The organism is Roseibium sp., from assembly GCF_965233565.1.
Taxonomy (GTDB): Bacteria; Pseudomonadota; Alphaproteobacteria; order Rhizobiales; family Stappiaceae; genus Roseibium.
The window spans coordinates 5,489,186-5,512,612 of sequence record NZ_OZ247494.1 but is presented as its reverse complement, the minus strand read 5'-3'; the positions used below and the strand labels follow the sequence as shown (position 1 = coordinate 5,512,612).

General features: G+C 58.9%; 18 protein-coding genes. 12 read left to right on the top strand and 6 right to left on the bottom strand.

Annotated features, from left to right (window positions below):
• Positions 1–9: 9 nt before the first annotated feature.
• Positions 10–4,137 carry a CHAT domain-containing protein gene (locus ACO6TG_RS25100; RefSeq protein WP_422375698.1) on the bottom strand — a complete coding sequence of 1,376 codons (4,128 nt, stop codon included), beginning with the start codon at positions 4,135–4,137 and terminating at the stop codon, positions 10–12.
• Positions 4,138–4,191: 54 nt separating this feature from the next.
• On the opposite strand from ACO6TG_RS25100, the gene ACO6TG_RS25095 reads away from it, so the two are divergent.
• Positions 4,192–4,782, top strand: a complete 591-nt coding sequence (locus ACO6TG_RS25095; RefSeq protein WP_422375697.1) for a hypothetical protein — start codon at positions 4,192–4,194, stop codon at positions 4,780–4,782.
• Positions 4,783–5,069: 287 nt separating this feature from the next.
• Here ACO6TG_RS25095 and ACO6TG_RS25090 read toward each other — a convergent pair whose 3' ends face one another.
• Positions 5,070–7,739: an SH3 domain-containing protein gene (locus ACO6TG_RS25090; RefSeq protein WP_422375696.1), complete on the bottom strand. Its 2,670-nt coding sequence runs from the start codon at positions 7,737–7,739 to the stop codon at positions 5,070–5,072.
• Between the two features lie 217 nt (positions 7,740–7,956).
• Between ACO6TG_RS25090 and ACO6TG_RS25085 the strand changes: the two genes are divergently transcribed.
• Positions 7,957–8,388: a hypothetical protein gene (locus ACO6TG_RS25085; RefSeq protein ID WP_422375695.1), complete on the top strand. Its 432-nt coding sequence runs from the start codon at positions 7,957–7,959 to the stop codon at positions 8,386–8,388.
• A gap of 76 nt (positions 8,389–8,464) precedes the next feature.
• Here ACO6TG_RS25085 and ACO6TG_RS25080 read toward each other — a convergent pair whose 3' ends face one another.
• Both ACO6TG_RS25080 and ACO6TG_RS25075 read right to left on the bottom strand, forming a co-directional pair.
• On the bottom strand, positions 8,465–9,589 hold the full coding sequence (locus ACO6TG_RS25080; protein ID WP_422375694.1) for a Gfo/Idh/MocA family protein: 1,125 nt from the start codon (positions 9,587–9,589) through the stop codon (positions 8,465–8,467).
• 34 nt (positions 9,590–9,623) lie between these two features.
• The gene (locus tag ACO6TG_RS25075; protein ID WP_422375693.1) at positions 9,624–10,334 is read right to left on the bottom strand and encodes a GntR family transcriptional regulator; all 711 of its coding nucleotides are present in this window, start codon (positions 10,332–10,334) and stop codon (positions 9,624–9,626) included.
• Positions 10,335–10,528: 194 nt separating this feature from the next.
• On the opposite strand from ACO6TG_RS25075, the gene ACO6TG_RS25070 reads away from it, so the two are divergent.
• From ACO6TG_RS25070 to dctP, 6 genes are all read left to right on the top strand, one after another.
• A complete protein-coding gene (locus ACO6TG_RS25070; RefSeq protein ID WP_422375692.1) occupies positions 10,529–11,683 on the top strand; it encodes an LLM class flavin-dependent oxidoreductase in 1,155 nt (384 codons plus the stop codon).
• On the top strand, positions 11,683–12,573 hold the full coding sequence (locus tag ACO6TG_RS25065) for an aldo/keto reductase (protein ID WP_422375691.1): 891 nt from the start codon (positions 11,683–11,685) through the stop codon (positions 12,571–12,573). The genes ACO6TG_RS25070 and ACO6TG_RS25065 overlap by 1 nt, the downstream gene beginning before the upstream one ends.
• Positions 12,573–13,088, top strand: a complete 516-nt coding sequence (locus ACO6TG_RS25060) for a flavin reductase family protein (protein ID WP_094070069.1) — start codon at positions 12,573–12,575, stop codon at positions 13,086–13,088. The genes ACO6TG_RS25065 and ACO6TG_RS25060 overlap by 1 nt, the downstream gene beginning before the upstream one ends.
• Positions 13,089–13,238: 150 nt before the next feature.
• The gene (locus ACO6TG_RS25055; protein ID WP_422375690.1) at positions 13,239–13,829 is read left to right on the top strand and encodes a TRAP transporter small permease; all 591 of its coding nucleotides are present in this window, start codon (positions 13,239–13,241) and stop codon (positions 13,827–13,829) included.
• Positions 13,829–15,304, top strand: a complete 1,476-nt coding sequence (locus ACO6TG_RS25050; RefSeq protein WP_422375689.1) for a TRAP transporter large permease — start codon at positions 13,829–13,831, stop codon at positions 15,302–15,304. The genes ACO6TG_RS25055 and ACO6TG_RS25050 overlap by 1 nt, the downstream gene beginning before the upstream one ends.
• 27 nt (positions 15,305–15,331) lie before the next feature.
• Positions 15,332–16,390, top strand: coding sequence for a TRAP transporter substrate-binding protein DctP (gene dctP, locus ACO6TG_RS25045; protein ID WP_422375688.1), 1,059 nt, complete (start codon positions 15,332–15,334; stop codon positions 16,388–16,390).
• A gap of 250 nt (positions 16,391–16,640) precedes the next feature.
• Here dctP and ACO6TG_RS25040 read toward each other — a convergent pair whose 3' ends face one another.
• Complete coding sequence (locus ACO6TG_RS25040) at positions 16,641–17,123, bottom strand: tetratricopeptide repeat protein (RefSeq protein WP_422375687.1); 483 nt, start codon at positions 17,121–17,123, stop codon at positions 16,641–16,643.
• Between the two features lie 69 nt (positions 17,124–17,192).
• On the opposite strand from ACO6TG_RS25040, the gene ACO6TG_RS25035 reads away from it, so the two are divergent.
• The 3 genes from ACO6TG_RS25035 (at position 17,193) to metG (ending at position 21,178) form a co-directional block, all read left to right on the top strand.
• Positions 17,193–18,443 (top strand): cytochrome-c peroxidase, encoded by a 1,251-nt coding sequence (locus ACO6TG_RS25035; protein ID WP_422375686.1) that lies wholly within the window; start codon positions 17,193–17,195, stop codon positions 18,441–18,443.
• Positions 18,444–18,461: 18 nt separating this feature from the next.
• The gene (locus ACO6TG_RS25030) at positions 18,462–19,457 is read left to right on the top strand and encodes a YeiH family protein (RefSeq protein ID WP_422375685.1); all 996 of its coding nucleotides are present in this window, start codon (positions 18,462–18,464) and stop codon (positions 19,455–19,457) included.
• A 200-nt stretch (positions 19,458–19,657) separates the two neighbouring features.
• Positions 19,658–21,178 (top strand): methionine--tRNA ligase, encoded by a 1,521-nt coding sequence (gene metG, locus ACO6TG_RS25025; RefSeq protein ID WP_422375684.1) that lies wholly within the window; start codon positions 19,658–19,660, stop codon positions 21,176–21,178.
• 677 nt (positions 21,179–21,855) lie between these two features.
• On the opposite strand, the gene ACO6TG_RS25020 is transcribed toward metG, so the two are convergent.
• Positions 21,856–22,368 carry an Hcp family type VI secretion system effector gene (locus ACO6TG_RS25020; protein ID WP_422374345.1) on the bottom strand — a complete coding sequence of 171 codons (513 nt, stop codon included), beginning with the start codon at positions 22,366–22,368 and terminating at the stop codon, positions 21,856–21,858.
• A 627-nt stretch (positions 22,369–22,995) separates the two neighbouring features.
• Here ACO6TG_RS25020 and ACO6TG_RS25015 point away from each other — a divergent pair.
• Positions 22,996–23,427 carry a DcrB-related protein gene (locus ACO6TG_RS25015; RefSeq protein ID WP_422375683.1) on the top strand — a complete coding sequence of 144 codons (432 nt, stop codon included), beginning with the start codon at positions 22,996–22,998 and terminating at the stop codon, positions 23,425–23,427.

The following is a 23,427-nucleotide window of genomic DNA, read 5'->3' as shown; positions in this document are numbered from 1 at the left end:
GCCGAGCGTTCAGGTGTCGGGGTCGTCCCCTTGTCCGATCAGGCTGCGCAATTCGGCAACATGGGCCAGGCCCTCTTCGTCTTTCAACGTGTTAAAGGCTTGCTCAGATATGTCCAACACGTCTAAGGCAGGCGCTGTTGCGCCCCCTCCAGCCAGAACCTGTGCGAGGAGAGGTCCGATTGCTCCGATTGCATCTGAGCGCTGCAGCTTCAGCGCCCCTCGGAAGGCTTCATCAAGCTCTTCAAAGATCGTCTGCGCCTCACCCTTCTGAAGATCTCCCCGCGCCAGCCGGATTTGGGCGCAGGAATACCTGATATGCATGACGCTGTCCAAGTCCCGCATGGCCTCTGCAACGGGCAGTCGTTCCAAATGCAGGGCGAGCGCTCCATCGAGATCACCACGCATTTGCAGGATATCGGCGATTTTACCCTGTGTGACGGCAAATTCTCGTTTGTCGCCGAGCGCCTCGAAGACCGGCAGCTGTTCTTCCTCGCGGATGCGCAGCGCTCCGTCGAGATCACCGCGCAATTGCAGGATATCGGCGATTTTACTCTGTGTGACGGCAAATTCTCGTTTGTCGCCGAGCGCCTCGAAGACCGGCAGCTGTTCTTCCTCGCGGATGCGCAGCGCTCCGTCGAGATCACCGCGCATTTGGATATCGGCGATTTTACCCTGTGTGACGGCGATGGAGCGTGTGTCGCCGAGCGCCTCGTAGACCGGAAGTTCTTCTTCCACGGAGATGCGCAGCGCTCCATCGAGATCACCGCGCATTTGCAGGATATCGGCGATTTTACCCTGTGTGACGGCGATAGAGCGTGTGTCGCCGAGCGCCTCGTAGACTGGCAGCTGTTCTTCCTCGCGGATGCGCAGCGCGCCGTCGAGATCACCGCGTATTTGTAGGATATCGGCGATTTGCCCCTGAGTGACGGCGGTGGAGCGTGTGTCGCCGAGTGCCTCGAAGACCGGCAGCTGTTCTTCCTCGCGGATGCGCAGCGCTCCGTCGAGATCACCGCGCATTTGCAGGATATCAGCGATTTTACCCTGTGTGACGGCGATGGAGCGTGTGTCGCCAAGCGCCTCGAAGACCGGCAGCTGTTCTTCCTCGCGGATGCGCAGCGCTCCGTCGAGATCGCCCTGCGCTTGCAAAATATCGGCGATTTGCCCCTTTGTGACGGCAATAGAGCGTTTGTCACCGAGAGCCTCGTAGACCGGCAACTCTTCTTCCGTCGTGATGCGAAGCGCACTATTCAGATCGCCCTTGCGCATCTGGCGGTAGGCCTGAAGACCTTTCAATTGCGCCAATGACCGCTCTTCGATGTCCTTTCGACCAACAGCGAGGCTCAGCAACAGATCCTGTAGTTCAACCGCACCGATGCGATCAGCAGCTTTAATTGTACGGCCAAGAAGAAAGGCTGATGGTTGAAAATTTATAGCTTCAAGTCTGGCAAATACTGGCTCTGCAAGCGCAACCGCAGCCAATGCATTTTCAATTATCTCGAACAGAAAAAACACCGCGCTCCTCGCTGCAGCATCGAGGAGTTCGCCATCTGATGAAGCTGACTTTAGAGACTGTAGCGTTACTTCCACGGCACGAAGGTCGTAAGGAAAATCACCGTCCTTGCCTTGCCACGCCTTTGCTAGCAATGGCAATGCAGCTTGCGCGATCTTTTGCTGGTCATCACTGCCCAATTCATCCGCCAGCGGTCGCGCCAGAGGATTGACCGCAACATGAGCGATCTTTGTCATCCTGGGCCACCCTGCCTGCAATCCGTGATCGTCAAGTAGCCCCAGGGCCTGGAGCTTTTTCAGCCCGGTGTTGGGAGCCGAAATCTCCATCGCCTCCATTCCAGCCTCAAGCGCTGTAACAGGGATCGGCACCCCAGGAGAGAACGTGCTGGCAACAGCAAGGGCCCGCCGTGTGATCTCGTCCAGTGCGTCCCGGTAGACCTCGAAGGTCATTCGAGCGAAAAAATCGCCGATGTCTTCACCTTCCGGCGGGGTTTCACCGCTTTTAAGAAAGGCTTCAATGGTGGTGAGGGCATCCGTCACCTCGTCCGTTGCCCCTCGCAAGAAAGGTTCTGTCAGGACCTCCTGCAAGCCCGGATTGCCACCGGAAGCCGTGAGAATGCGCTCTAAGAGGGCCCGGTCCCGCGCTGCGGCCTCCGCAGTTTCTCCTTGATCAGTTCTCCGGGCCCGTTCCCGCGCCTGCCATTGCTTGCGCCGTTCTCTCTCTTTCATCGGCGGCAAGGGAATGCGGTCCAGAAACGGGTCGGTCAGGTCGTTGCCCTGCGTATCCGGGACGCAAAAATCGTAGCGGCAGGTCACCATCAGCCGTGAACTAGTTCCGGGCACTGCGAAGGCGCGGAAGAGGGCCTGCAGATCTTCCAGAAGATGTTGTTTGGGCTGAGGCATCGGCGCCTCTGCCGTCGGCGTCTCCAGAGAGTTTTCAAAGTCGTCGAGGACCAGAAAGATCGGGGCCGTCTTGAACGGGCCGGCCAGCAAGGCGCGCAGGATATCTGCAAACTGTTTTGGATCTTTGGCCAGACTTGTTTCCATCGCTTCGATCTGGCTTTTGAGCGACCGCGCCTCCTCGCTCCCGAAGGGCAAAGCGTCGGTCATCTTATTAACGGCGCTTTTGAGCTTTTCGAAAATGACGCGCCCATTTGCGCTACCCAACTCCGCTTTCGGGCTCACCACCACAACAGTCTGATATCCTGTTAGCCGCTCGGCAATGCGTGCGGCGAGGCTCGACTTGCCGAGATTGCCGATGCCATGCGCAAGCAGGCCGTGGCCGCCCTTGCGAAGGGTCGCGATCGCCTTTTGAATGATCCGGCGGCGGCCGACAAAGGTCTCTCTGCCGGCCACTTTGATCTTGTTGTCGCTGTCGAGAAAAGCCGGCACGGAGACCGGTGCGTCGCGCAGGCCTTTCCCCGGTGCGCAAATCGGGCCACCGCCTTCCGCGCCGAGATAGACCCGGGCCAGATGCCAATGGCGGCCATTTTCGGGGTCCTGATAGCCTTCCCGCAGCAAATCGCGCCGCGCCATGGCCGCCGCTTTGGGAACGTCCTCGCCGCGAGACAGCGCGCTGTAAAAGCTGGACGCAAAGCTGGCTGCATCATGATCGTAAACCAACCCGTCCCAACCGAGCACATTGCCGACACCGCGCACCAAGTCCAGAACGAAAGGTTCCGTAACCTCGGCCTGTGATGCTATGTGCTCATGATACGCCTCACGCGACGCTGGTGACCCAACCTCGATTCGGTGCATGTCCATCGCACTGTCTGAGGAACCAGATTCATTGAATTGTGCGGTACGGCAGGCAGAGACAAAAACCAAAGGCGGCATCCGGTTTTGACAAGCATTGATGAGATCCAAAGCGCTGATCTCGTCCACCGCACCTTCCTCAGTTTCCAGCAACAGCACAGGACGCTCAGATCCTTGCTGCATGCCGTCAATTCCCCGCGGTGCAACGAAGTCGCCGTGACAGGAAAGGTGCAAAACTTCAAACGCACCGTCGCGCCCTGCCAACCGTTCGGATACGTTTTTCAGGGTACCGCTTTCTTCTACAATCAGATGAACAAGCGATTCCGACCCTGCCGCACTGCCGGTCGCCTCACTGATAGAAACCTCTTCGGCTTCAAAATCGAGTTCCGACTGACCTTCAGGCGCGGCGGCCATGAAGATCATGCGCAGATCGCCGTGTTGCGGTTGCCAAGGGGAAGTCGCCTTCATCACGCGGCGCGACACGACAAAAAGCTGGGCATTGTTCCCTGCAAGAAAGCCCTTGTCGAACAGCACCTCCCACGGTGCCTCCATCAAGGCGGACGCCAGATCCGGGTTGCTGCCGTCGTCGGGCAGGATTTGCAGAACGCGCTCGGACTGCCGCATCCAGTCGCCCAAGGCCCCGGCCGTGTTGAGCCAGGCGAACATCTCCGTCCCGATCTCTGTCAAGGATTGCGCATCATTGCGTACCGATGCGAGGGAGTAACGATTTTTCCAATCCAGCAAAGCAACCAACACTGAAGAAACAGCTGCTGTGTCTTCTTCCACGGCAAGTGGGAGACCCAATGCTACCGGTGCAGCTTCACCGAAAAATCGGCAAACCTTGTCGCCAATAACTTGCAGACTCTGCTTCACTTATTGGCAACCTCAAGTTAAAGTGGCGACAAACATTCCTGCAAGGATTTTTACATGTTCGCGATTTCATTAACATTCGATGAAAAACCTGCCGATGTTCGCGCAATCGTTCAAAGAGCGATTCAGGCAACAGGGAGTATCTTTTCGCTATCGGATGAAGATAGTGCGTCGGTTACCGAGTATAAAGGTTCATACGAAATTGTCATCACTATTGGCCAGTACGCTGCAAGTGGCGTAGCACTTGGTGCTTTGGCACTGTATGGAGAAAAAGTTGGTGAGTGGACAATTTCACTAGGTAAAAAGTTTTTAAGTAATGAAAGTTCCACAAAATATTCTAAAAAGCACAGTCTAGCAGAAATAACCCCTTCAGTGATTTCTGAGGTCGAACAAAACAAACCGTCGGCAGGAGTGGATGTGCTTTGTAAAGCGCTTTTTAAAATTATCGAAGAAACTAACAGCATGAGCACAAACATACCAGTTAAAGCTTATCGAGCTTCAATTATTGACCGGCACCAACAATCAGCCTCACTAATTTACAATGAAAACCAGGAAATTCATCTACAATTCCAAAGCAATCGTGTCGACATACGAAAAGAAAAACTACATACGAAAACTCTAAACCTCTCCGACAAAAAATATAAATAGTCCAAACAAGACCACTACCAAGGTAGACTGGTTGATTTCTTATTAACTGCTTCACTTCGGGTTGCTGCCGTCATTGGCAGGCCAGCGGCGGAGATGCGTCCACTTTCAAAGTCAACGCTTGATCCGTCAGAGTATCAGTTGCTCCTGAATGTCAGCTCTTGAGGTTCCGAATTTAAGGCTTTTGCCAGTCTTTCGTCCTACCTCAAATTTTGCATAAACACTCGAAGAAACGAAAAAGGCGCGGCAATGCCGCGCCCCTCTGTTGCCACACAGACGATGACCCTCACCTACCTCCGACGGCCGCCGCCGCCCCGGCGATGTCCACCACCGCCGCGATTGGGCCGCGCCTGTTGCGGACGGGCCTGTTGCGGGCGGGAGCGGTTGACGTTGCGCTGGCGGTTGACCTGGCGGTTGCCGGCGTCACGGGCCCTGCGGTCCCGGTTCAGGTGCGCCGGCGCCTGTTGTGGACGCTGCGCAGGCCGTGTTGCAGGCCGCTGAGCCGGTTGCTGGGCCGGTCTTTGAACATTCGGTCGTTGGGCCGGACGCTGCACATTCGGTTGCTGTGCGGGCCGTTGCACGTTGGGACGCTGACCGGCCGGCAGGTTGGTCGGCCGATTGCCCGCATTCGGACGGTTGCCTGCATTGGGCCGGTTCTGCACACGGTCCCCTGCCGGACGGTTGGCAATGGCCGCCCCTGCCCCGGCACCGATTGCCCCTCCGGCAAGCCCGGCGCCAATGTCGCCCATGCGATCCGAGATCTGATCACGAGACGGCGCATCGACACCGCTCCAGCGGCCACCTTCGAAACGCTGCCAGTTGTCGCCGTCCCGGCGATAGACCGACCCGTCCCGTCCGGCGAAAACGTCGCCGCGCCGGTCGAGATTGGCCACCCGGCCCAGATCGCCATCCTGTTTCCAGCGATTGACCGCCCCGGCCTGCAGATCTCTTGTGCGTGCCCATTGCGGGCCGGACACGACCGCTCCGCCCCAAGAGCCGTAGATGCCGCGGGCACCGCCGGCGACGATCCGGTTCCCGGTGCGTGGATTATAGGCGGTGATGAACCCTGCGCTGCCGCGCGGGCCGCTGATGGCAGCCCCGCGGATATAGCCGCCAGTCCGCGGATTGTAGATGCCGCCGGCGGCGATACCGCGCCGCGGGCCATAAGCGTAACCGTAGCGACCGTAGGTGCCGCGGATGGGATTGTAGAAGGCACCGATGCCGTAGGTCACGGGACGCGGATAGTAGATCGGCCGGAAGCCCGGACGGTACCAGGGCCGGTAATAGTAGCCGGTGCCATAGACAAAGACGCCCCAGGCAAGGAAGCCGGTCAGATACCCCATTGTGTAGCCGTACCAGACGGCTTCCGGTTCGCTTTGATAGATCCGCACATAGGTGGTGTTGTAGACTGGCGACGATGGCGGGATCGTGTAGATCTCGTCCGGAACGGCAGTCGCCACCTCGAACGGTCCTTCCGGGCTGTCACCGACAAACCAGACACCGTCCTGAAGGACGTAGTATTTGGCTCCGACCTGAATCACCTGGTCGCTTGTGTTGACCGCGTAGGACATGGATGTGCCCTCGATCGGCTCGAATTCCGGATCGCCCGCATAGGCGACATCAGCACTGACCGAACCGATTTCGACACGCGCGGTGGTCGGAATGCTGGCCTTCAGACGCGCCTGCGAGGCTTCTGATGTGCCCGGAATGGACGAGCGCACCGAATAATACGGCGCATCTTCCGGAATGTTCAGGAAGTCGGAGGGCATGTCCGGTGTGGTGAATTCCCAGGGACCGTCCAGCGAGGCCGACTTGAACCAGCGGCCGGAGACAAGAATGTACCAGGTCGAGGTCGACTTCAGGAAGAAGACATCGCTGTCCGTGTTGGAGGCCCATTCCAGATCGGTGCCAGCGACCGGCTCCAGCTTGGGTTCTCCTTCAAACACGATCATTTCTGCGGGCTTGTCGGAATAGATCACCTTCGGCGGCTTGTTATCCGGGAACGGTTCCCCCGGAATGGCTTCCTTGGTTTCCTTCCAGTTGTCGTCCTCCGGCAGGGACTTGATCAGGTCCGGCAGTTCGGAGACGGGCTGCCACCCCGTGGAGACATCCTTTGTGCTCATCCAGGATTTTTCGTCCCTCAAATATAGCTCTTCCGTATCGTCCACCTTGAGGATGTCCCAGTTGGTATTGACGACAAAACTCAGTCCCTGATCCCCCTTGACGGGTGCGAAAATCGGCGCACCTTCGGTCTGGACAAGAATGGACGGCTCGGTGGAGATGAAGATCGGCGGAGCCTCTGCATTGAGGCCCTGGACATCATCCATGCGCTGATATTCGGCAAGGCCCGCCGTAATGCGATCTTCCTTCACCGTGACCGTGCCGGTGGGCATGATCTTACCGACCTGCAGCGACAGATCCGTCAGTGACTGACGGTCAAGGGCGGAAAAATCAAGCTGCGTCACCTGGATCTTGCTGACATCCACCTCACCGCTTTGCGGGTCGGCGATGGTCTCACCACTGACACCGATCACACCGAACACCGGCTTGGCGTCCTTGTCCTTGATGTATTCGGCAGCCACCAGCGCTTTCAGGGTCTTGAAATTGTCCCATTCGGTGAATTGCGGCTGGTAGAGCACCAGCGTCGCGCCGGCATCCGTCTGGAAGGAGCGCGGCCAGCCGGTGGTTTTCTCTCCTTCGGTCAACTGCAGATACTGACCGCTGACAAACCCGTTCTGCCCGTTGTAACTGACGGAGCACCACGCACCGTTGTCATCGCAGTTTTCAAGTTCGACCTGTGTGCCGTTGGGCACTGTGCCGAGCGAACCGTAGCCGGTGCCCGGCCCCTGTCGAAAATTGACATTGGCGGTGGTCACGGCGGGCGCAGCGAACACGCCATTTACAAAAACCGTCTGCAATATCAGGGCTGAGGACAGAACAACGGAAACCGTCTTGCGCATGGTGGCTCTCCAGTGGCAATCGACTTGGGGTCCGGGCCACACTGATCTTGCACCATGGCAATTTGCGGGCTGGCAGAGCGGTTTTCCGAACCGATGAAAATAACACGCGGCGCGTCTGTTCCCTGTGCGGCGCGTCACACGCAGATCTTACGTATAGTGACAATCTGAATGCAACCTGACACGACAGGATTGCAATCGCATAAAGGAGATTACCGGCATGCCGGAACTGCGCCGCTTTCTGGCCACCAGCCTCATCTTCTCGGGGTTGTCTGCGATTTTCGCACTCGCCGCTCCCACGTCTGCAGACGCGGAAATCTTTTTTTGTGAGAGCACACGCGGCCCGAACGGCAGCGCCAAATATTGTAATTTCTTGCTATTTGACAGTGACTTCACCCGGCATCGGCAGGTGATTGTCGCCCAGGGCGCACGCCGGGAGGTTCCGATCAATGGCCGCTATGATGTTTTCTGCGTGCTGGTGCAGAACACGAGAGGTGTTCCGGACAACATTGCCTATCGCACACAGCAGTGCCGAAAATCCGACACGGGGCGGGAATACAAGGTGCCCATCCGGGCACTCAACATGCGCCGCGGGCGCGATGGTTTCAGCACGGACGCGGTCAACAGCGCACCCAGAACAACACGCTGGTAACGAACGCGAAGGAAAATGAAAAATGCCGGCGTGATCCTGTCACGCCGGCAAGTCACCTCGGAGGAAACACCGCCTTTCAGCAAGCAACCGAGGAAAGCTTCAGACTGGCAAGCGAAACGGCCTGACCGGTCCGCGCGGATTGCTGGGCGGCAAGCCCCATTTCCACTGCCCGGCGGCCGTCAGTGAGTGTCACTTCGGGATGCGCTTTCTCGCCCCGCACAACGGCAACGAACCCTTCGTGCTGATAGAAGGTGGAGCCATTGTGATCGCCGGCATCCAGAATGGTCGGATCGACAGGAATGTCGATCTGGCGCGGTCCCTTGGGGTGGCGCGGCGAGACCACCAGCTGCGGCACCGGCGGTTCGCCAAGATCTTCCGGCCAGAACCGTCCCGGCCCCGGCACAAAGGCTTCGATCTTGCCGTCAGGTCCGAGAGCAACGACCTCTTCCTGGTAGCGGGAACCTTCGGCGAACATGCACAATTCGAGCATGGCGCGGGCGCCGTTTTCGAAATCGACAATCACATAGCCATTGTCGAGCACGTCCGGCTGTTCGCCGTCATACATTTCGTCCTTGTGATTGGCGTCCTGGCCCGCGGAAGCCATCACCCGCACCGGTTCCGACTTCATGATCAGGCGCATCAGATCGAAGAAATGGCAGCATTTCTCGACGAATGTGCCGCCGGAATACTTGTTGAACCGGTTCCAGGCGCCAACCTTGTCCAGAAACGGAAAACGGTGCTCGCGGATGGTCAGCATCTTGATGCCGCCGGTTGCCGCCTCCGCCTGCTCGATCAGGGCGGCGATTGGCGGCATATAACGGTATTCCATGGCCACCCAGACAGGTGCCGGATAGTTCGCCTTGAACGTTTCGAGTTCTGCTATGTCCTTGGGATCCGTGAAAAGCGGCTTTTCGACCAGCAGCGGCAACGGCCGTTTCTGACGGATTTCTTCCATCTGCGGCACATGACAATGGTTCGGGCTGGCGATCAGAATACAGTCGAGCGCCTCGACGTCCAGCAGCTCCGCGACCGAGGCTACAAACCGGGCACCTGGCGCGAATTCCGCGGCAGCTGCCGCCATCTCGGCATCCGGTTCGAAAATCACCGTCACCTCGGTGTCCGGCAGGAGCGCGATGTTGCGCAGGTGTTCCTGCCCCATCATCCCGCAGCCAATGACACCGTATCTTACCTTCGCAGGCATTTTCTTCTCCTTGTGAGGCGGCTTGTTCGCCTGCCTATTTCAGTCGCTGAACGTAATGCGCCCGGTCCGTGTCGAACCAGGTTCGCGAATATTCGACGGCCTCCGGCCGGTCGGCCCAGCTGTACCGTTCGATGTATCCCGTAATGGTGCCTGCCGGTTTCTGAAACGCTTCAGGTGTCCAGTCGGGCAAGGCTCCGATGGTGACCCTGTCCTCCGCATGGGAAATCCAGAAACCGAGCTGCTTCTGGTAATAACGGTAAAGCGAATCGGACAGGAGGTCGCGTTTGACGACGCCTGCATTGCCGTCGAGCCAGATTTCCTCGACCGCAATCGTAACGTCATTGAGGTATCTGAGACGCCGGATGCGCGTTCCCTCGTTGCTCGTGCCAAAGGCCGGCAACTCGCCCGGTTTTGCCATCCGGTCGACCGTCAGGATATCCGCGCGCGGCAATCCGCCTCCGGACAGGAGCTCCAGACGAAACATGGCATAGACACTTGCCTGAGTCCCACCCTGGCGTATGTAATTTCCCGAACCCTGGATCCGCTCCAGTAAGCCTTTTTCCGTAAGATCGGCCAGGGCCTTGCGCAGGGTTCCGATGGAAATGCCAAGCTCTTCCGCCATGTCCCGTTCAGGCGGCAGACGTTCGCCGTCAATCAGGCGGCCAGCGGCGATATCCCTAATCAAGAGTTCACTTATCTGCACATAGAGCGGCAGCGCATTTGGCGACTGCGAGGCGGTTGGCATGGCGATTTCGGTTGCCTGTTTTTCAAAATTGATACACTATTGATTTACATCAAATCGAGTGATATGCAAGTGGAAATCGACGGCGAAATGAAGCCATTCGAAAACAAACGAAAGCACATGCGTCCCACCCTGCATTCCCAGGGCTGCAACGGGGCGCCGCTGCGCCGCAAGGGCAGCGACAAGGGAGGTCCTTCATGTCAGTAGTCCCAGTCACGTCACCGGATCTTGATGCAGCGGAGGTGTCCTGGTTCGCCGCGCTGTGTTCCGACGACTATCAGTTTCTGGGGGTTCCCGAAGGCGACCTGCGCTCTTCCTGGGAGCATTGCTCTTCGATCGTAAAAACCGCTGAGGCCCAGGGCTTCCGCAACATCCTGTGCCCGTCCTCCTACCAGGTGGGCCAGGACACGCTCAGCTTTGTCGCCGGTTGCGCGCCGATCACCGAGAAAATCAACCTGCTCGCCGCCGTGCGCTGCGGTGAGATGCAGCCGATCATGCTGGCGCGCACCATCGCGACGCTCGATCACATGCTGAAGGGGCGCCTGACCGTCAACATCATCTCCTCCGACTTCCCGGGCGAGCAGGCTGACAGCGGCTACCGCTATCAGCGGTCCCGCGAAGTGGTCGAGATCCTGAAACAGGCCTGGACCCGGGACGAGATCAACTACGAAGGCGAGATCTACAATTTCAAGGGTCTGACCACCGACCCGGTGCGGCCTTACCAGACTGGCGGCCCCCTGCTCTATTTCGGCGGCTATTCCCCTGCGGCGCTCGACCTGTGCGGCCAGCATTGCGATGTCTATCTGATGTGGCCGGAGAAAATGGAAGAACTCGAAGGCCGCATGAAAGCGGTCAACGCGGTCGCCGAAGGCTACAACCGTACGCTCGACTATGGTCTGCGCGTTCACATGATCGTCCGGGACACGGAAAAGGAAGCTCAGGAATATGCCGACTACATCGTCTCCAAGCTGGATGACGATCAGGGCACGGCCATCCGCGAACGGGCGCTTGACGCAAAGTCGCTCGGCGTCAGCCACCAGGCGAAGAACCGCGAGGTCGCGGACGAGTTCGGATATATCGAGCAGAACCTTTGGACAGGTGTCGGCCGGGCGCGCTCCGGCTGCGGTGCTGCGCTTGTCGGCTCGACCGACCAGGTGATGTCGAAGATTGAGGGCTACCAGAAGATGGGCATCCGCGCTTTCATCTTCTCCGGGTATCCGCATCTTGAGGAAGCCAAGCATTTCGGAGCGCGTGTTCTACCGAACCTGAAGACCTGTTCACTTCCGCACGCCTATGGCCGCGTTCCGGCCGAAACCCCAGCAACCCCGCTTGGCAATGGAGTCCGTCGTTAATGGAACGCGTCCGTCTCTCCGACACTCTTGAATTCTCCCGCCTGATCTACGGCATGTGGCGTCTTGGTGACGACACGGATACCTCGCCCGCGCATGTGGAGAAAAAGATCCAGTCCTGCCTCGACCAGGGCATCACCACCTTCGACCAGGCCGACATCTATGGCGGCTACGCGGCGGAAGCCGTGCTGGGCGGTGCGCTGAAAGCCAACCCGGCGCTTCGCGACCGCATGGAAATCGTCACCAAATGCGACATCGTTGCGCCGATGGGGCGGTATTCCGATGCCAAGGTGAAACATTACGACACCTCCCGGGCCCATATCGAGCGGGCCGTCGACTTCTCGCTCAGCGACATGGGGATCGAAACCGTCGATCTTCTCTTGATCCATCGCCCGGACCCCTTCATGGACCATCATGAAACCGGCGCCGCGCTCGATGACCTGATCAAGAGCGGCAAGGTCAGGAATGTCGGTGTCTCCAATTTCCGTCCCTGGGACTGGGAGCTGCTGCAGTCGGCCATGTCGGCGAAACTTGTAACCAACCAGATCGAGATTTCGCTGAAGGAGATTTCACCCTTCACCAATGGCGATCTCGCCTTCCACCAGCGTCTCGCCACAAAACTGATGGCCTGGTCTCCGCTTGGCGGCGGCGACCTGATCACCGAAGGCGGAGCGCTTGGCAAGGTCATGGATGAAATCGCACTGGAAAACGGTGTTGACCGCTCCGCGGTGGCGGTCGCCTTCCTGCTCGCACACCCGGCAAAGCTGATGCCGGTCATGGGCACCAACAATCTGGACCGGGTTTCCCGGATCTCCGATGCCCTGAAAGTCAACCTGGACCGCGAAACCTGGTACCGTCTTTACGAGGCGGCCCTTGGACAAGAGGTGCCCTGATGACCATGCAGAATGCCAATCATCCCGTCACATTCGAGCCTGACACGGACAATACGCGTCTCCTGCGCGACGCCTTCGGGCGGTTCGCCACCGGGGTCACCGTGGTGACGACCCATTCGGAAGACGGTCCGGTCGGGATCACGGCCAACAGCTTCTCTTCCGTGTCCCTGGATCCGCCGCTGGTGCTGTGGATGCCGGACAAGGGTTCGCGCCGGTTCCGCTACTTCGAAACGGCTGAACATTACGCGATCCACGTGCTCAGCCATCACCAGGCCGAAGTCTGCAACGGGTTCGTGCGCAACGCGCATGCGTTTGACCAGCTGCCGCACCGGATTGACGACAGGGGCGTGCCGCTGATCGAGAACTGCCTGGCGCGCTTCGAATGCCAGCGTTTTGCAGCCTATGAGGGCGGCGATCATCTGATCGTTCTGGGCCAGGTGATGCAGGCGGAAATGCGCCATGGCGATGCCCTTACGTTTTTTGCGGGCAAATTGGGTCAAATCGCGCCAGAGTGAAGGGGAAAGCGGACCGGTGAACGGCCCGCTCGGAACGAAGGTGTTGGAGCACAACAAGTCCGGACGAACAGGACGCGGCGCCAGCACCTTCAAAAGACCGGCATGACTGCGATTGCGGGACCAGGCCGGTCGATCTAGGGAGGAGCCCTGATGGGCATATTGCTGGCGGCCCTTGCGCCGCTCGACTGGCTGAATTCGCATCTCTTGCGCATCGGTCGCTGGATCGGCATCGTTGCCGTGGCCCTGATGGTGGTTGCGATCCTAATTCAGGTCGTCTTCCGCTATGTGTTCAACAACGCCCTGCCCTGGCCGGACGAAGCCGCCCGCTTCTGTATGCTCTGGATGACCGGCCTGATGGCCCCGACTGCCTTTCGGCGCGGCGGGTTTGTTGCCATTGACATGCTGCCCATGGCGCTGCCGCGCATGCTGGGAAACCTGCTTTCCCTTCTGCTCCTCCTGATCTCCCTTGCCGTTCTCGTGATCGCCGTTCAGATCGGCTATGCCGAAGTGACCGGCTTCGGCGGCAAGTTTGCCACCGCCTCGCTTTATGTTCCCGGAAACCTGACCCTGTCGGAATGGATCCGCGTCCCGCGCAGCTGGATGATGATGTCGCTCTTTGTCGGTGTCGTGCTGCTGGTGCTCGTCAATATCGAGCTGATCCTGCGCAATCTGATTTCGACACTCGGAGGCGGCGAGCGGCTGCCTGTCATTCCGGATGCTGACATGGCGGGGGCTGACTGATGCTGATCTGGTTTCTTCCTGTCTTTCTCGTTTTCCTGATGATCGGCCTGCCGGTGTTCTTCGGCCTTCTGGCCGCACCCGGCATGCTTTTGTGGCTGAACGGCCAGGAACGCGACATCACGCTGCTCTACCGTAACGTCTACAACGGCATGGACAGCTTTCCTCTGATGGCGATTCCGTTCTTCATGCTCGCCGGCGAGATGATGAACAAGGGCGGCATCACCACCCGCCTGGTCGAATTCTCCCAGGCCCTGATGGGTCATCTGCGCGGAGGTCTCGCCCATGTGAACATCCTGTCCTCCATGCTGTTTGCAGGTCTTTCCGGTTCTGCGGTCGCCGATACCTCCGCGCTCGGATCCATGCTGATCCCGGCCATGGAAAAACAGGGTTATACCCGCAAGTTTGCCGCGGCCGTTACGGCGGCCTCCTCCGTCATCGGTCCGATCATTCCCCCCTCCGGCATCATGATCATTTACGCCTATGTCATGGGTGAAAGCGTTGCAGCACTGTTCCTTGCGGGGATTGTACCGGGTGTCATGGTCGGGGTCGGCCTCATGCTGGTTGTCCGATTGATGGCCGACAAGTATGACCTGCCCAAGGCCCAGCGGATCGTCAATCCCGGCCAGAAGATGGCCCCGGTCGAATACTGGGTGTCCCTGTTGCTGTTGCGGCTCAATCTGGCGACCCTGCTGATGATGCTGGCGACACTCTTTGTCGACTTGTCCGGACTGACGGGCATGATCCTCTTCCTGGTGCTCCTGGCAGTTTCACACGGCATCCTGATCAGCCTGCGCGGTGCGGTTTCGGCGGATTTCCGCACGGTCTGCAAAAAGGCGGTTGCCCCTCTGCAGACGCCGATCATCATTCTGGGCGGTATCCTCATCGGTGTGTTCACACCGACCGAGGCGGCTGCGGTTGCCGTTGCCTATGCACTTCTGATCGGCTTCTTCGTGCTTCATTCCATCAAGATGAAGGACCTGCCCGGCATCCTGAACCGCGCCGGCATCACCTCCGCCGTGGTGCTTCTGCTGGTCGGCGCAGCCATGGCCTTCAAGACGGTGGTCAGCCTCAGTCACGCCCCGGAGATCATGGCCGATTTCGTATTGAGCCTCTCTGAGAACCCGCTGATCCTGCTGTTCCTGATCAACCTGCTCCTGTTCATTGTCGGCATGTTCCTGGACGCAGGCCCGGCGATCATCATTCTTGGCCCGATCCTCGGCCCAATCTTTATCGAGATGGGCGTCGATCCGATCCACTTCGCCATCATCATGAGCGTCAACCTGACCATCGGTCTGGCGACGCCACCCATGGGACTGGTCCTGTTCGTTGCGGCCTCGGTGTCAAAGGAACGGGTCGAAACCATTGCCAAAGCCATTCTGCCGTTTCTCGCGGTGGAGATCGCCGTGATCTTCCTGATCACCTACATCCCGGCACTGTCCATGACGATCCCGCGTCTGACCGGATTTGCCAACTGATTTGAGCTTACCCAAGGGAGGAACCACATGCTCAAAACTGCCCTGAAATCACTCACCGTCGCGGCGATGCTCGCCGGCTCGGCGCTGAGCGCTGCCGCTGCGGACTACACGCTGCGCGCAACGGCCAACTCCAACGAAAACGACGAAGACTATGACGGTCTCGTCGTCTTCAAGAACTTCGTCGAAGCCGCCTCCAACGGTGCCATCGAAGTCGAACTCTTCATCGGCACGCAGCTTTGCTCCAACGGCGCGGAGTGCCTGCAGGGTGTTGCCGGTGGTGCGATCGACATCTACATCTCTACCTCGGGCGGCGCATCGGGCATCTTCCCGTATGTGCAGGTTCTCGACCTGCCCTACATGATGAGCGACGACCGCATCGCCGAACATGTTCTGTCCGGTCAGTTCACCCGCACCATGCGTGACATGGCGCTTGAGGACAGCGACAATTCCATTCGCCTGATGACCATCGGCAACACCGGCGGCTGGCGAAACTTCGCCAACACCAAGCGCCGCATCGCCAACCCGTCCGACATGGAAGGCCTCAAGATCCGCACGGTCGTTGCCGACCTGCCACAGGAACTGGTCAAGGCTCTTGGGGCCTCCCCGACCCCGATTCCGTGGCCGGAGCTTTTCACCTCCTTCCAGACCGGCGTTGTCGAAGGGTCCAAGAACGGCATCACCGACATCATGGGCATGAAGTTCCCGGATGCCGGCCTGCAATACGTCACGCTGGACGGCCATGCTTATATGGGCGCCCTGTGGTGGATGAACAACGAGAAGTTCCTGTCCATGCCGGAAGACATGCGCCGCGTTGTTGTTGACGGGTTCTATGCCCTGCAGCAGGCCACCTTCGCCTCGCCGAAGCGCAAGTCGATCCAGGCTTACGAGGACTTCGTTGCCGGCGGTGGCGATCTCTATGTTCCGACCCCGGAACAGAAGGCCGCCTTCAAGGAAGCAGCGACCCCGGTCTATGCCTGGTTCAAGGACAACGTGACCCGTGGCGGCGAAATCTTCGGCGCCCTGGAAGAAGCCGTGGCCGCGGCTGAAACCGACGTCAACGGTGCCCGTGACGCGGATCTGAACTGATAAACAAAACACCCCGCGCCCCATCACGGGGCGCGGGGTATTGCTTTTTCTTCGTCATTGCAGGGCTCGACCCTGCAATCCACGCCGTGACCTTTCCTCATATGAGGCCGCTGTATTGGGGAAGCTACGGCCTGGATCCCATGGTCAAGCCATGGGATGACGAAAGAGAGGCCCGTTTCAGCCAGTCTCTTCCGCCTGGCGCTCTTTCAAACGAGCGCTGCGCCGAGCGGACTTCAGACAACTGAAGCCATCACCGGAACGGATACATCCAGACCTTATAGTCATCGACCAGGATATGCGCCTTTTCAATCTCTTCCTTGGTCATCTTCTTGACCACCTCTTCCAGCGAGATCGCGGCATCGGGATCGCCACCGATGGCCGAGAGCGTGTACCACATGTAGGCTCGAACGAGGTCCGGCGCCGGCATGCCGCGGCCGATCTCGTAGTACCAACCGACACCGGACTGTGCGCCGGGATGTCCCTTCATCGCGCTTCTCAGATACCATTCGAAGGCACGCTGGTCGTCGCGCTCGACCCCGAGGCCCATCGCGTACATGATGCCGATCAGCTCTTCCGCGTCGGCATTGCCGGACCGGGCCGCCGGCCAGAGTTCCTTCATCGCTTCCTCGAAGCGATTGGCTTCCATCAGGTCGCGGGCTTCCTCGATTTCCGCCGCGGCCGGGGTGGCAAGGAGCATCAGCGCAAGAAAGCTGGCCTTCAGTTTTGTCTTCATGGTCTCCGGTCGGTCCCTCTGTTTTTTTGTCTTTCAGCGTCGGCTCTTGCTGCGGATCTGCCTGCGCCCTTGACGCAGGAAGACTTCATCGTCTTTGACCGCAAACAGGCCGCGCTCGGTCAGCTCCTCTTTTACGACAAGATCTTGTCCGGCAACAGGAATATTGCCTGCGCAACCTGCCATCACCCGCAGATGGGAACGGGCGATGACCTGTCGCTCGGCATTGGCGAAGGCGGGGAAGGTCTCGGCACAAAACGAACGGCCGGAACGGGTGAGGACCGCATTCGCAAACGGATTCCGCGAAACGCGCCAGGTCTTTGGAATCTCGGCGCAAAAGACCTTCATACTCTCTTTCATGACGGTCGTCTTTCGATTGCGGACACTTATGAAAACGGCTTCAATTCCCCGGCCGAGGAATGGCTGCCAAACGGCTTCAATTCGCTTCTCGCTGCCCAGGCGGTATTCCCACTCGTTGCCCAGTTTGAAATGTCCGGCAACCTCAAGGAAAACGAGATTGCCGGTGCCATTCACGACCGGATCGATGCCGCCTGGCCGATCCTTGCCAAACGGGTCCGCGTGATCCCCGAATACGGTCAGATGTTCGTGGAAGCGTTCGACCATATTGATGCACCAGAACAGGTTACCATCGTCGAGATCGCGAATGCGCTGGCGGCCTTCCAGGCTGTCGAATGGCAAAGCCTCGACAGCCCGTTCGATAAGTATCTTGAAGGCAGCACCTCTGCTCTTGGGGACAGCCAGAAGCGCGGCCTCGACCTCTTTTTTGGCAAGGCAGGCTGCGCATCCTGCCATTCCGGCAAACTGCTCAGCGACCAGCAATTTCATGCAATCGGTCTGCCGCCCTTTGGGCCCGGCCGGACCCGCCGGTTTGACCCGATGGTCCGCGATGTCGGCCGTATGGGGGAAAGCGACCGGTTGGAAGATGCCTACCGCTTTCGCACGCCCATGCTTCGGAACGTGGAGCTGACCGGACCATATGGCCACAACGGGGCCTATCCGACGCTCGAAGGCATTGTGCGCCATCACCTGGATCCCGACGGCATGCTGGCCGTCTGGACGTCGGACGTCGCGGCCCTGCCGGATGCTCCCTGGCTGGCTCCGATCGATTTTGTCGTCTGGAACGACAAACGCGAGATGGCCCGCCATGCGCGCTTTCGCGATATTGAACCCCTTGCCTTGACGGACGGCGAGATTGCCGATCTTGTCGCCTTCCTGAAAAGCCTGACGGGCACCACGTCCGTCAGCGCTCCTCCCTTTGGTGTTCCCGACACCGTCCCCAGCGGCCTTCCGGTCGACAGGTAAAAGACATAAGGAAAAACAATGGTTCAACCATTGAAAGACCGGGTCCATGAATTGTTCCCGGGCCTGGTGATTGCCGGGCTGGTCGCCATCGCCGCGCAGTTCCTGAACGAGCATTACGGCGCGCCGGCCATGCTGATGGCCATCCTGCTCGGCATGCCGCTCAACTTCCTGTCGGAAGAACAGCGCACTTCCGCCGGCATTGCCTTTTCCGCCCGGACCCTGCTTCGGATCGGCGTCGCGCTGCTCGGGGTCCGCATCAGCGTGGAAATGGTGCAGGCACTCGGACTGCCGTTTCTGCTACTGGTGATCCTGGGTGTGCTGGCGACAATCGGCTTTTCTCTGATGATCGGCAGCCTGTTCGGCCGCGACCGTCTGTTTTCCTTTCTCTCTGGCGGCGCTGTCGCCATCTGCGGCGCTTCGGCGGCCATGGCCATCGGCTCGATCCTGCCGAAGCGCGAACATGCGGAACGTGACCTTGCTTTTACAGTCATCACGGTGACGGTGCTGTCGACCCTTGCGATGATCGCCTATCCGATCCTGACCAGCAATCTGGGGCTCACCATCGACGAAACCGGGGTCTTTCTCGGCGGGACAATCCATGATGTGGCCCAGGTGGTTGGTGCCGGTTTTTCCATCAACGAGGAAACCGGCGATCTTTCCACGCTTGTCAAACTGATCCGAGTCACGCTGCTGGCGCCGATCGTGCTGATTGCCGCGCTTATCCTGCGCAGCAGCACCGGGCCGGACAGCGCCCGCCCGCCCCTGATGCCGGCCTTTGTACTCGCCTTTCTGGTGCTTGCCGCCTGCAACTCCTTCGGCCTGATCCCGGAAACCGTCAAGGACATGGCGGGCCAGGTCTCCCGCTGGGCGCTGCTCGCGGCGATTGCAGCCGTCGGCATGAAAACCTCGATCCCGAAACTTCTGGAAGTCGGCGGACCGGCCATCTGGATGGTGGTGACGCAGACCGTGTTCCTGGCACTGTTTGTCCTGGGTGGGATCTGGTTGATCGGGTGAGCTGAACAACCTTTTTAAAGCGCGGCCACATCCCCATATTCCATCAAGATCCCTGGTCCTTTTCCAAAGACCGGGGTTTTCTTGCGCACATGAGTGTGAAATATAGCTGCGACCTCCTTGTTTCCGTTTGCAGGGGCAAACGGCGCGATCTGAACCGCGCGCGCGGCAGCAGCATTTGGCAGAAATTCGAAAGCACCTGGATGAAAAGCTACATCACAACCCCGATCTACTACGTCAACGGTTCTCCGCATATCGGTCACGCCTTCACCTCGATCATGGCCGATATCCTGAAACGCAACCGCCAGGCGCTGGGTTATGAGCTGATGCTGTCCACCGGCGTGGACGAGCATGGCCAGAAGAACCAGGAAGCAGCCCAGGAACTCGACATGCCCGTCGAGGACTATCTCGACATGCGCTGCGCCGAATTTCGGGATGTGTTCGACAAGCTTGATGTCACCTACGACTATTTCGTGCGCACCAGCCGCGCGGGCCACAAAGAGGCCGTCGCCGGAATGGAGCAGTCGATCTTCGACAAGGATTTGATCGTCAAGAAGAACTACACCGGCACCTACTGCAAGGGCTGTGAAGAGTTCAAGAAAGAGAGCGATCTGACCGAGGACGGCCAGTGCCCGCTGCACCCGACCATGCAGGTCGAGCAGACCGAAGAGACGAATTACTTCCTGAAAATGGAGCCGTTCCGCGAGCGCCTCTTGAAGCACATTGCCGACAATCCGGATTTCGTGCAGCCGGAAGCCTTCAGGAACGAACTGAAGCAGATGCTGGCCGAGCCGCTGGAGGATCTGTGTATCTCCCGGCCGAAGACCCGGGTGACCCTTGGCGTTGAGCTGCCCTTCGACACCGAGTTCGTCACCTATGTCTGGTTCGACGCGCTTGCCAACTACCTGACCAATATCGACTGGCCGGACGAAAGCTATGCGCCTTGGTGGGCGGAATGCGAACACCTGATCGGCAAGGACATCCTGAAGCCGCACGGGGTCTACTGGCCGATCATGCTGATGGCGGCCGGTCTGCCCCTGCCGAAGAAACTCTCGGTGCACAGCCACTGGGTCGGTGCCGGCGGTGTCAAGATGTCGAAGTCCATCGGCAATGTGGTCGATCCGATCGAGGTGATGGAAAAACTCGGCGTCGATGCATTGCGCTGGTACCTCGCCCGGCACATGCGCGCCGACAGCGATAGCCAGATCTCGGTGGAACTGATCGGCCAGACCTATGAGGCCGAACTCAACAACAAGCTCGGCAACATGCTGTCCCGTGCCGCCAAGTTCGCCAGGTCCAAATTCGACGGCAAGCTGCCGGTCAAAGGCGAACTGACCGCCGAGGACGAGGCTCTGCGCCAGACTGTTCTGAATGCCACCGCCGGCATGGGCGAATGGATTGATCTCGCCGACATTCCGGCACGGACGCAGGCGATCATCACGGCGGCGGCCGAACTGAACGAATATATCGACAAGCAGGCACCCTGGTCGCTGTTCAAGAACGAGGACACCAGGGAGCGCAGCAAGACGGTCGTTTATGTCGCGCTCGACTGTCTGCGCATCGTCATGGAAGCGCTTCAGCAGGTGATCCCGGTCTCTGCCGGCAAGGCCCTTACCATGCTGAATGTCACCGAGGTTGCAACGCCCTGGAAACCGGAACTCGACCGCCTGCCTGGCGGCACAGAGCTCGGCGACATCCAGCCGCTGTTCCCACGCGTTCAGTAGCTATAAGACAAAAACAGCCCGGTTACAGAACCGGGCTGTTGTCTTGGCCCCCAGCGTTAGAGAATAGCGCTGATGTCCGCTGTCCAAGCCTCTCAGATTCGCATCTGACCGGTAATCCAGCTCGGTGTCACCCAGGCCGCAGCGCAGCGGAGAGCTGGTGCCCATTCGCGAAGCCGCTTGTTGAAAACGTTCCCGAAATGCAGCCATCCCCTTCTGAAAATCCGACTGCTCTGGAAGTGAGTAGGCCCCGGGTCTCGCATAGCTCGCCCGGGGTGACACGTGAAGATATGCCGATCTCTCCAATGGCAGTTGGAATTAAGGGCGCGATAGCAGGTTAGTGCGCCCCGACTCTTCGTCTTCCTTGCAGCTCCATTCCCCCAATGTCACCCCGGCCGAAGCGAAGCGGAGAGCCGGGGCCTACTCGCAGATCCGCTTGTTGAAGGAGAGTAAGAAGGGCCGAAAGGCGCAGCCACTCCCTTCTGAAGATCCCAATGCTCTGGCAACAGAGGGCCCCGGATCTCGCAAAGCTCGCCCGGGGTGACACTGAGACAAGGCAAAGAAAAACCGCCCGGTCGCAGAACCGGGCGGTTTGAGCCGGCAGGAGGGGCACCCTGTCCGACAGGTGGGCTGCGTTGCAGGTCGCAGCCCGGAGGCGTTTTGGTCTTAGGTGACCGGGCTTAGGTGACTGGGGCGCGGTAGTCGTCGGACGCGCTGGTGCCGGCCTTTTCGTGGGTCCAGTCACACTTGCGGTAGGTGAAGGACCACTTGTCGGTGTCGCCGCGGGACGCGTTGGCTTCGTCATTGACGTCCGGCAGGATCGTCTTGCCTTCCACCAGAACCGCGTCCTCGAACTTGATCGTGTAGTAGTGTTCCTGAACACCGGCGGTCGAGGTGCGCCAGAACTGGACTTCGATTTCCAGGCTCTCGCCCGTGGCCAGGGCCTGCCACAGCAATGGCGTGGCCTTGTCGACCGGCTTCATGAAGGTGGTCGGCATGTGGCGGCGGGTGGCGATGATCGAACCGGACTGCGGGTCACGGGGCACGATGGCGTTCTGTTCAAAGGCATAGACGAGGGATTCGCCTTCATGGCCTTCCTGCCACAGGTTGCCGATGCTGTCGGCGGTGGTTGCGTCGGACGTCATGTCGCCCTGGGTTGCGCCTTTGATGGTGATGTAAGCGATGTTGGACATTTTTCTGTCTCCTGCCTGGCTGTGCGTTCAGTGACTGTCTGTTCTTGTTGTTGACTTCCGGGGCTCGTTGTCTGGAGCCGATGGGTAGAGAATAGCAACGGGTGTGCCAACTTGCGTAATTTTCGTGATGTGATTGTTTTCGCAGCGAAAATTCTCTCCTCAGCGAAAGTGTTAAAATATGGAACTGTGCAGTTTTCTGCACAGTCACCTCCGGACTGCGAAGAAACACGCGCAGGCAAAGTGTGACGAACATCACAAAACGGGTTTCGGTCGGGAAGGTTCCGGCGCCTTGAAGCCGAATGTCCATCAATTTACGACCAAGCCTGACCGCTTGCAGTCCCCAAAAATTCGAACTTGTTCTTACTTTTGCTCTCCGACACGCCCCTATGGAGGGCTGAGCCTGCCGCTTGGGCAAGTTTCTGCACACCAATGCCCCTGCCTCCAGGAACACACCTATAAAAACAACCCATGAGTGCAGTTTGAAAAAATGCATATTTTTCTAGACAATCCGGTGTGACCTTGTTTTCATCGTTAACTATGGTTGCAAACTCTGCGGCCACACGGTCAGCATGCCGAATTCAATTAGCGTGATGATGACGATTTCTTTGCCGCGACGAGAGTTGCAAAATGTCTTCGATACGAAACAAATATTTTGATCTTTCTATCCCGGACGACTGGACCGACCGCTCCGTCCTGGTGTGGTCCGCCCCACCGGGAAGCGGAACGATGCCGCCCAATGTGGCGGTCGCTTTCGATGCCCTGCAGCCGGGGGAACCTTTGGTCGCCTATGTCAACCGACAGGTGGATAGCCTGAAGGCCTCTTTGGCGGACTGGCAACTGATCTCCCAGGTCCAGAGCAACCTGAAGGGGCGAGACAGTTACGAGATGGTGTTCACCTGGAGTACGCCGCCGGGAAAAATGCGCCAGCGTCAAATCTATTGCCCTCTCAGCGGACAGCAGGTTGCCAGCATTGCCTGTACGGCGTCCGACCCGGAATTTGCGGATTTCGACCGGGCCTATTTTCAGAAAGTCTTGGGGTCGATTGTCTTCAGGGGGTAA

What these genes read in the sequence shown, in the direction of transcription:
- ACO6TG_RS25095 (WP_422375697.1), top strand. Translation starts at nt 4,192, where the DNA reads ATGTTCGCGATTTCATTAACATTCGATGAAAAACCTGCCGATGTTCGC.
- ACO6TG_RS25040 (WP_422375687.1), bottom strand. Translation starts at nt 17,123, where the DNA reads ATGAAGACAAAACTGAAGGCCAGCTTTCTTGCGCTGATGCTCCTTGCC.
- ACO6TG_RS25080 (WP_422375694.1), bottom strand. Translation starts at nt 9,589, where the DNA reads ATGCCTGCGAAGGTAAGATACGGTGTCATTGGCTGCGGGATGATGGGG.
- ACO6TG_RS25090 (WP_422375696.1), bottom strand. Translation starts at nt 7,739, where the DNA reads ATGCGCAAGACGGTTTCCGTTGTTCTGTCCTCAGCCCTGATATTGCAG.
- ACO6TG_RS25050 (WP_422375689.1), top strand. Translation starts at nt 13,829, where the DNA reads ATGCTGATCTGGTTTCTTCCTGTCTTTCTCGTTTTCCTGATGATCGGC.
- ACO6TG_RS25055 (WP_422375690.1), top strand. Translation starts at nt 13,239, where the DNA reads ATGGGCATATTGCTGGCGGCCCTTGCGCCGCTCGACTGGCTGAATTCG.
- ACO6TG_RS25075 (WP_422375693.1), bottom strand. Translation starts at nt 10,334, where the DNA reads ATGCCAACCGCCTCGCAGTCGCCAAATGCGCTGCCGCTCTATGTGCAG.
- dctP (WP_422375688.1), top strand. Translation starts at nt 15,332, where the DNA reads ATGCTCAAAACTGCCCTGAAATCACTCACCGTCGCGGCGATGCTCGCC.
- ACO6TG_RS25020 (WP_422374345.1), bottom strand. Translation starts at nt 22,368, where the DNA reads ATGTCCAACATCGCTTACATCACCATCAAAGGCGCAACCCAGGGCGAC.
- ACO6TG_RS25085 (WP_422375695.1), top strand. Translation starts at nt 7,957, where the DNA reads ATGCCGGAACTGCGCCGCTTTCTGGCCACCAGCCTCATCTTCTCGGGG.
- metG (WP_422375684.1), top strand. Translation starts at nt 19,658, where the DNA reads ATGAAAAGCTACATCACAACCCCGATCTACTACGTCAACGGTTCTCCG.
- ACO6TG_RS25030 (WP_422375685.1), top strand. Translation starts at nt 18,462, where the DNA reads ATGGTTCAACCATTGAAAGACCGGGTCCATGAATTGTTCCCGGGCCTG.
- ACO6TG_RS25015 (WP_422375683.1), top strand. Translation starts at nt 22,996, where the DNA reads ATGTCTTCGATACGAAACAAATATTTTGATCTTTCTATCCCGGACGAC.
- ACO6TG_RS25065 (WP_422375691.1), top strand. Translation starts at nt 11,683, where the DNA reads ATGGAACGCGTCCGTCTCTCCGACACTCTTGAATTCTCCCGCCTGATC.
- ACO6TG_RS25070 (WP_422375692.1), top strand. Translation starts at nt 10,529, where the DNA reads ATGTCAGTAGTCCCAGTCACGTCACCGGATCTTGATGCAGCGGAGGTG.
- ACO6TG_RS25060 (WP_094070069.1), top strand. Translation starts at nt 12,573, where the DNA reads ATGACCATGCAGAATGCCAATCATCCCGTCACATTCGAGCCTGACACG.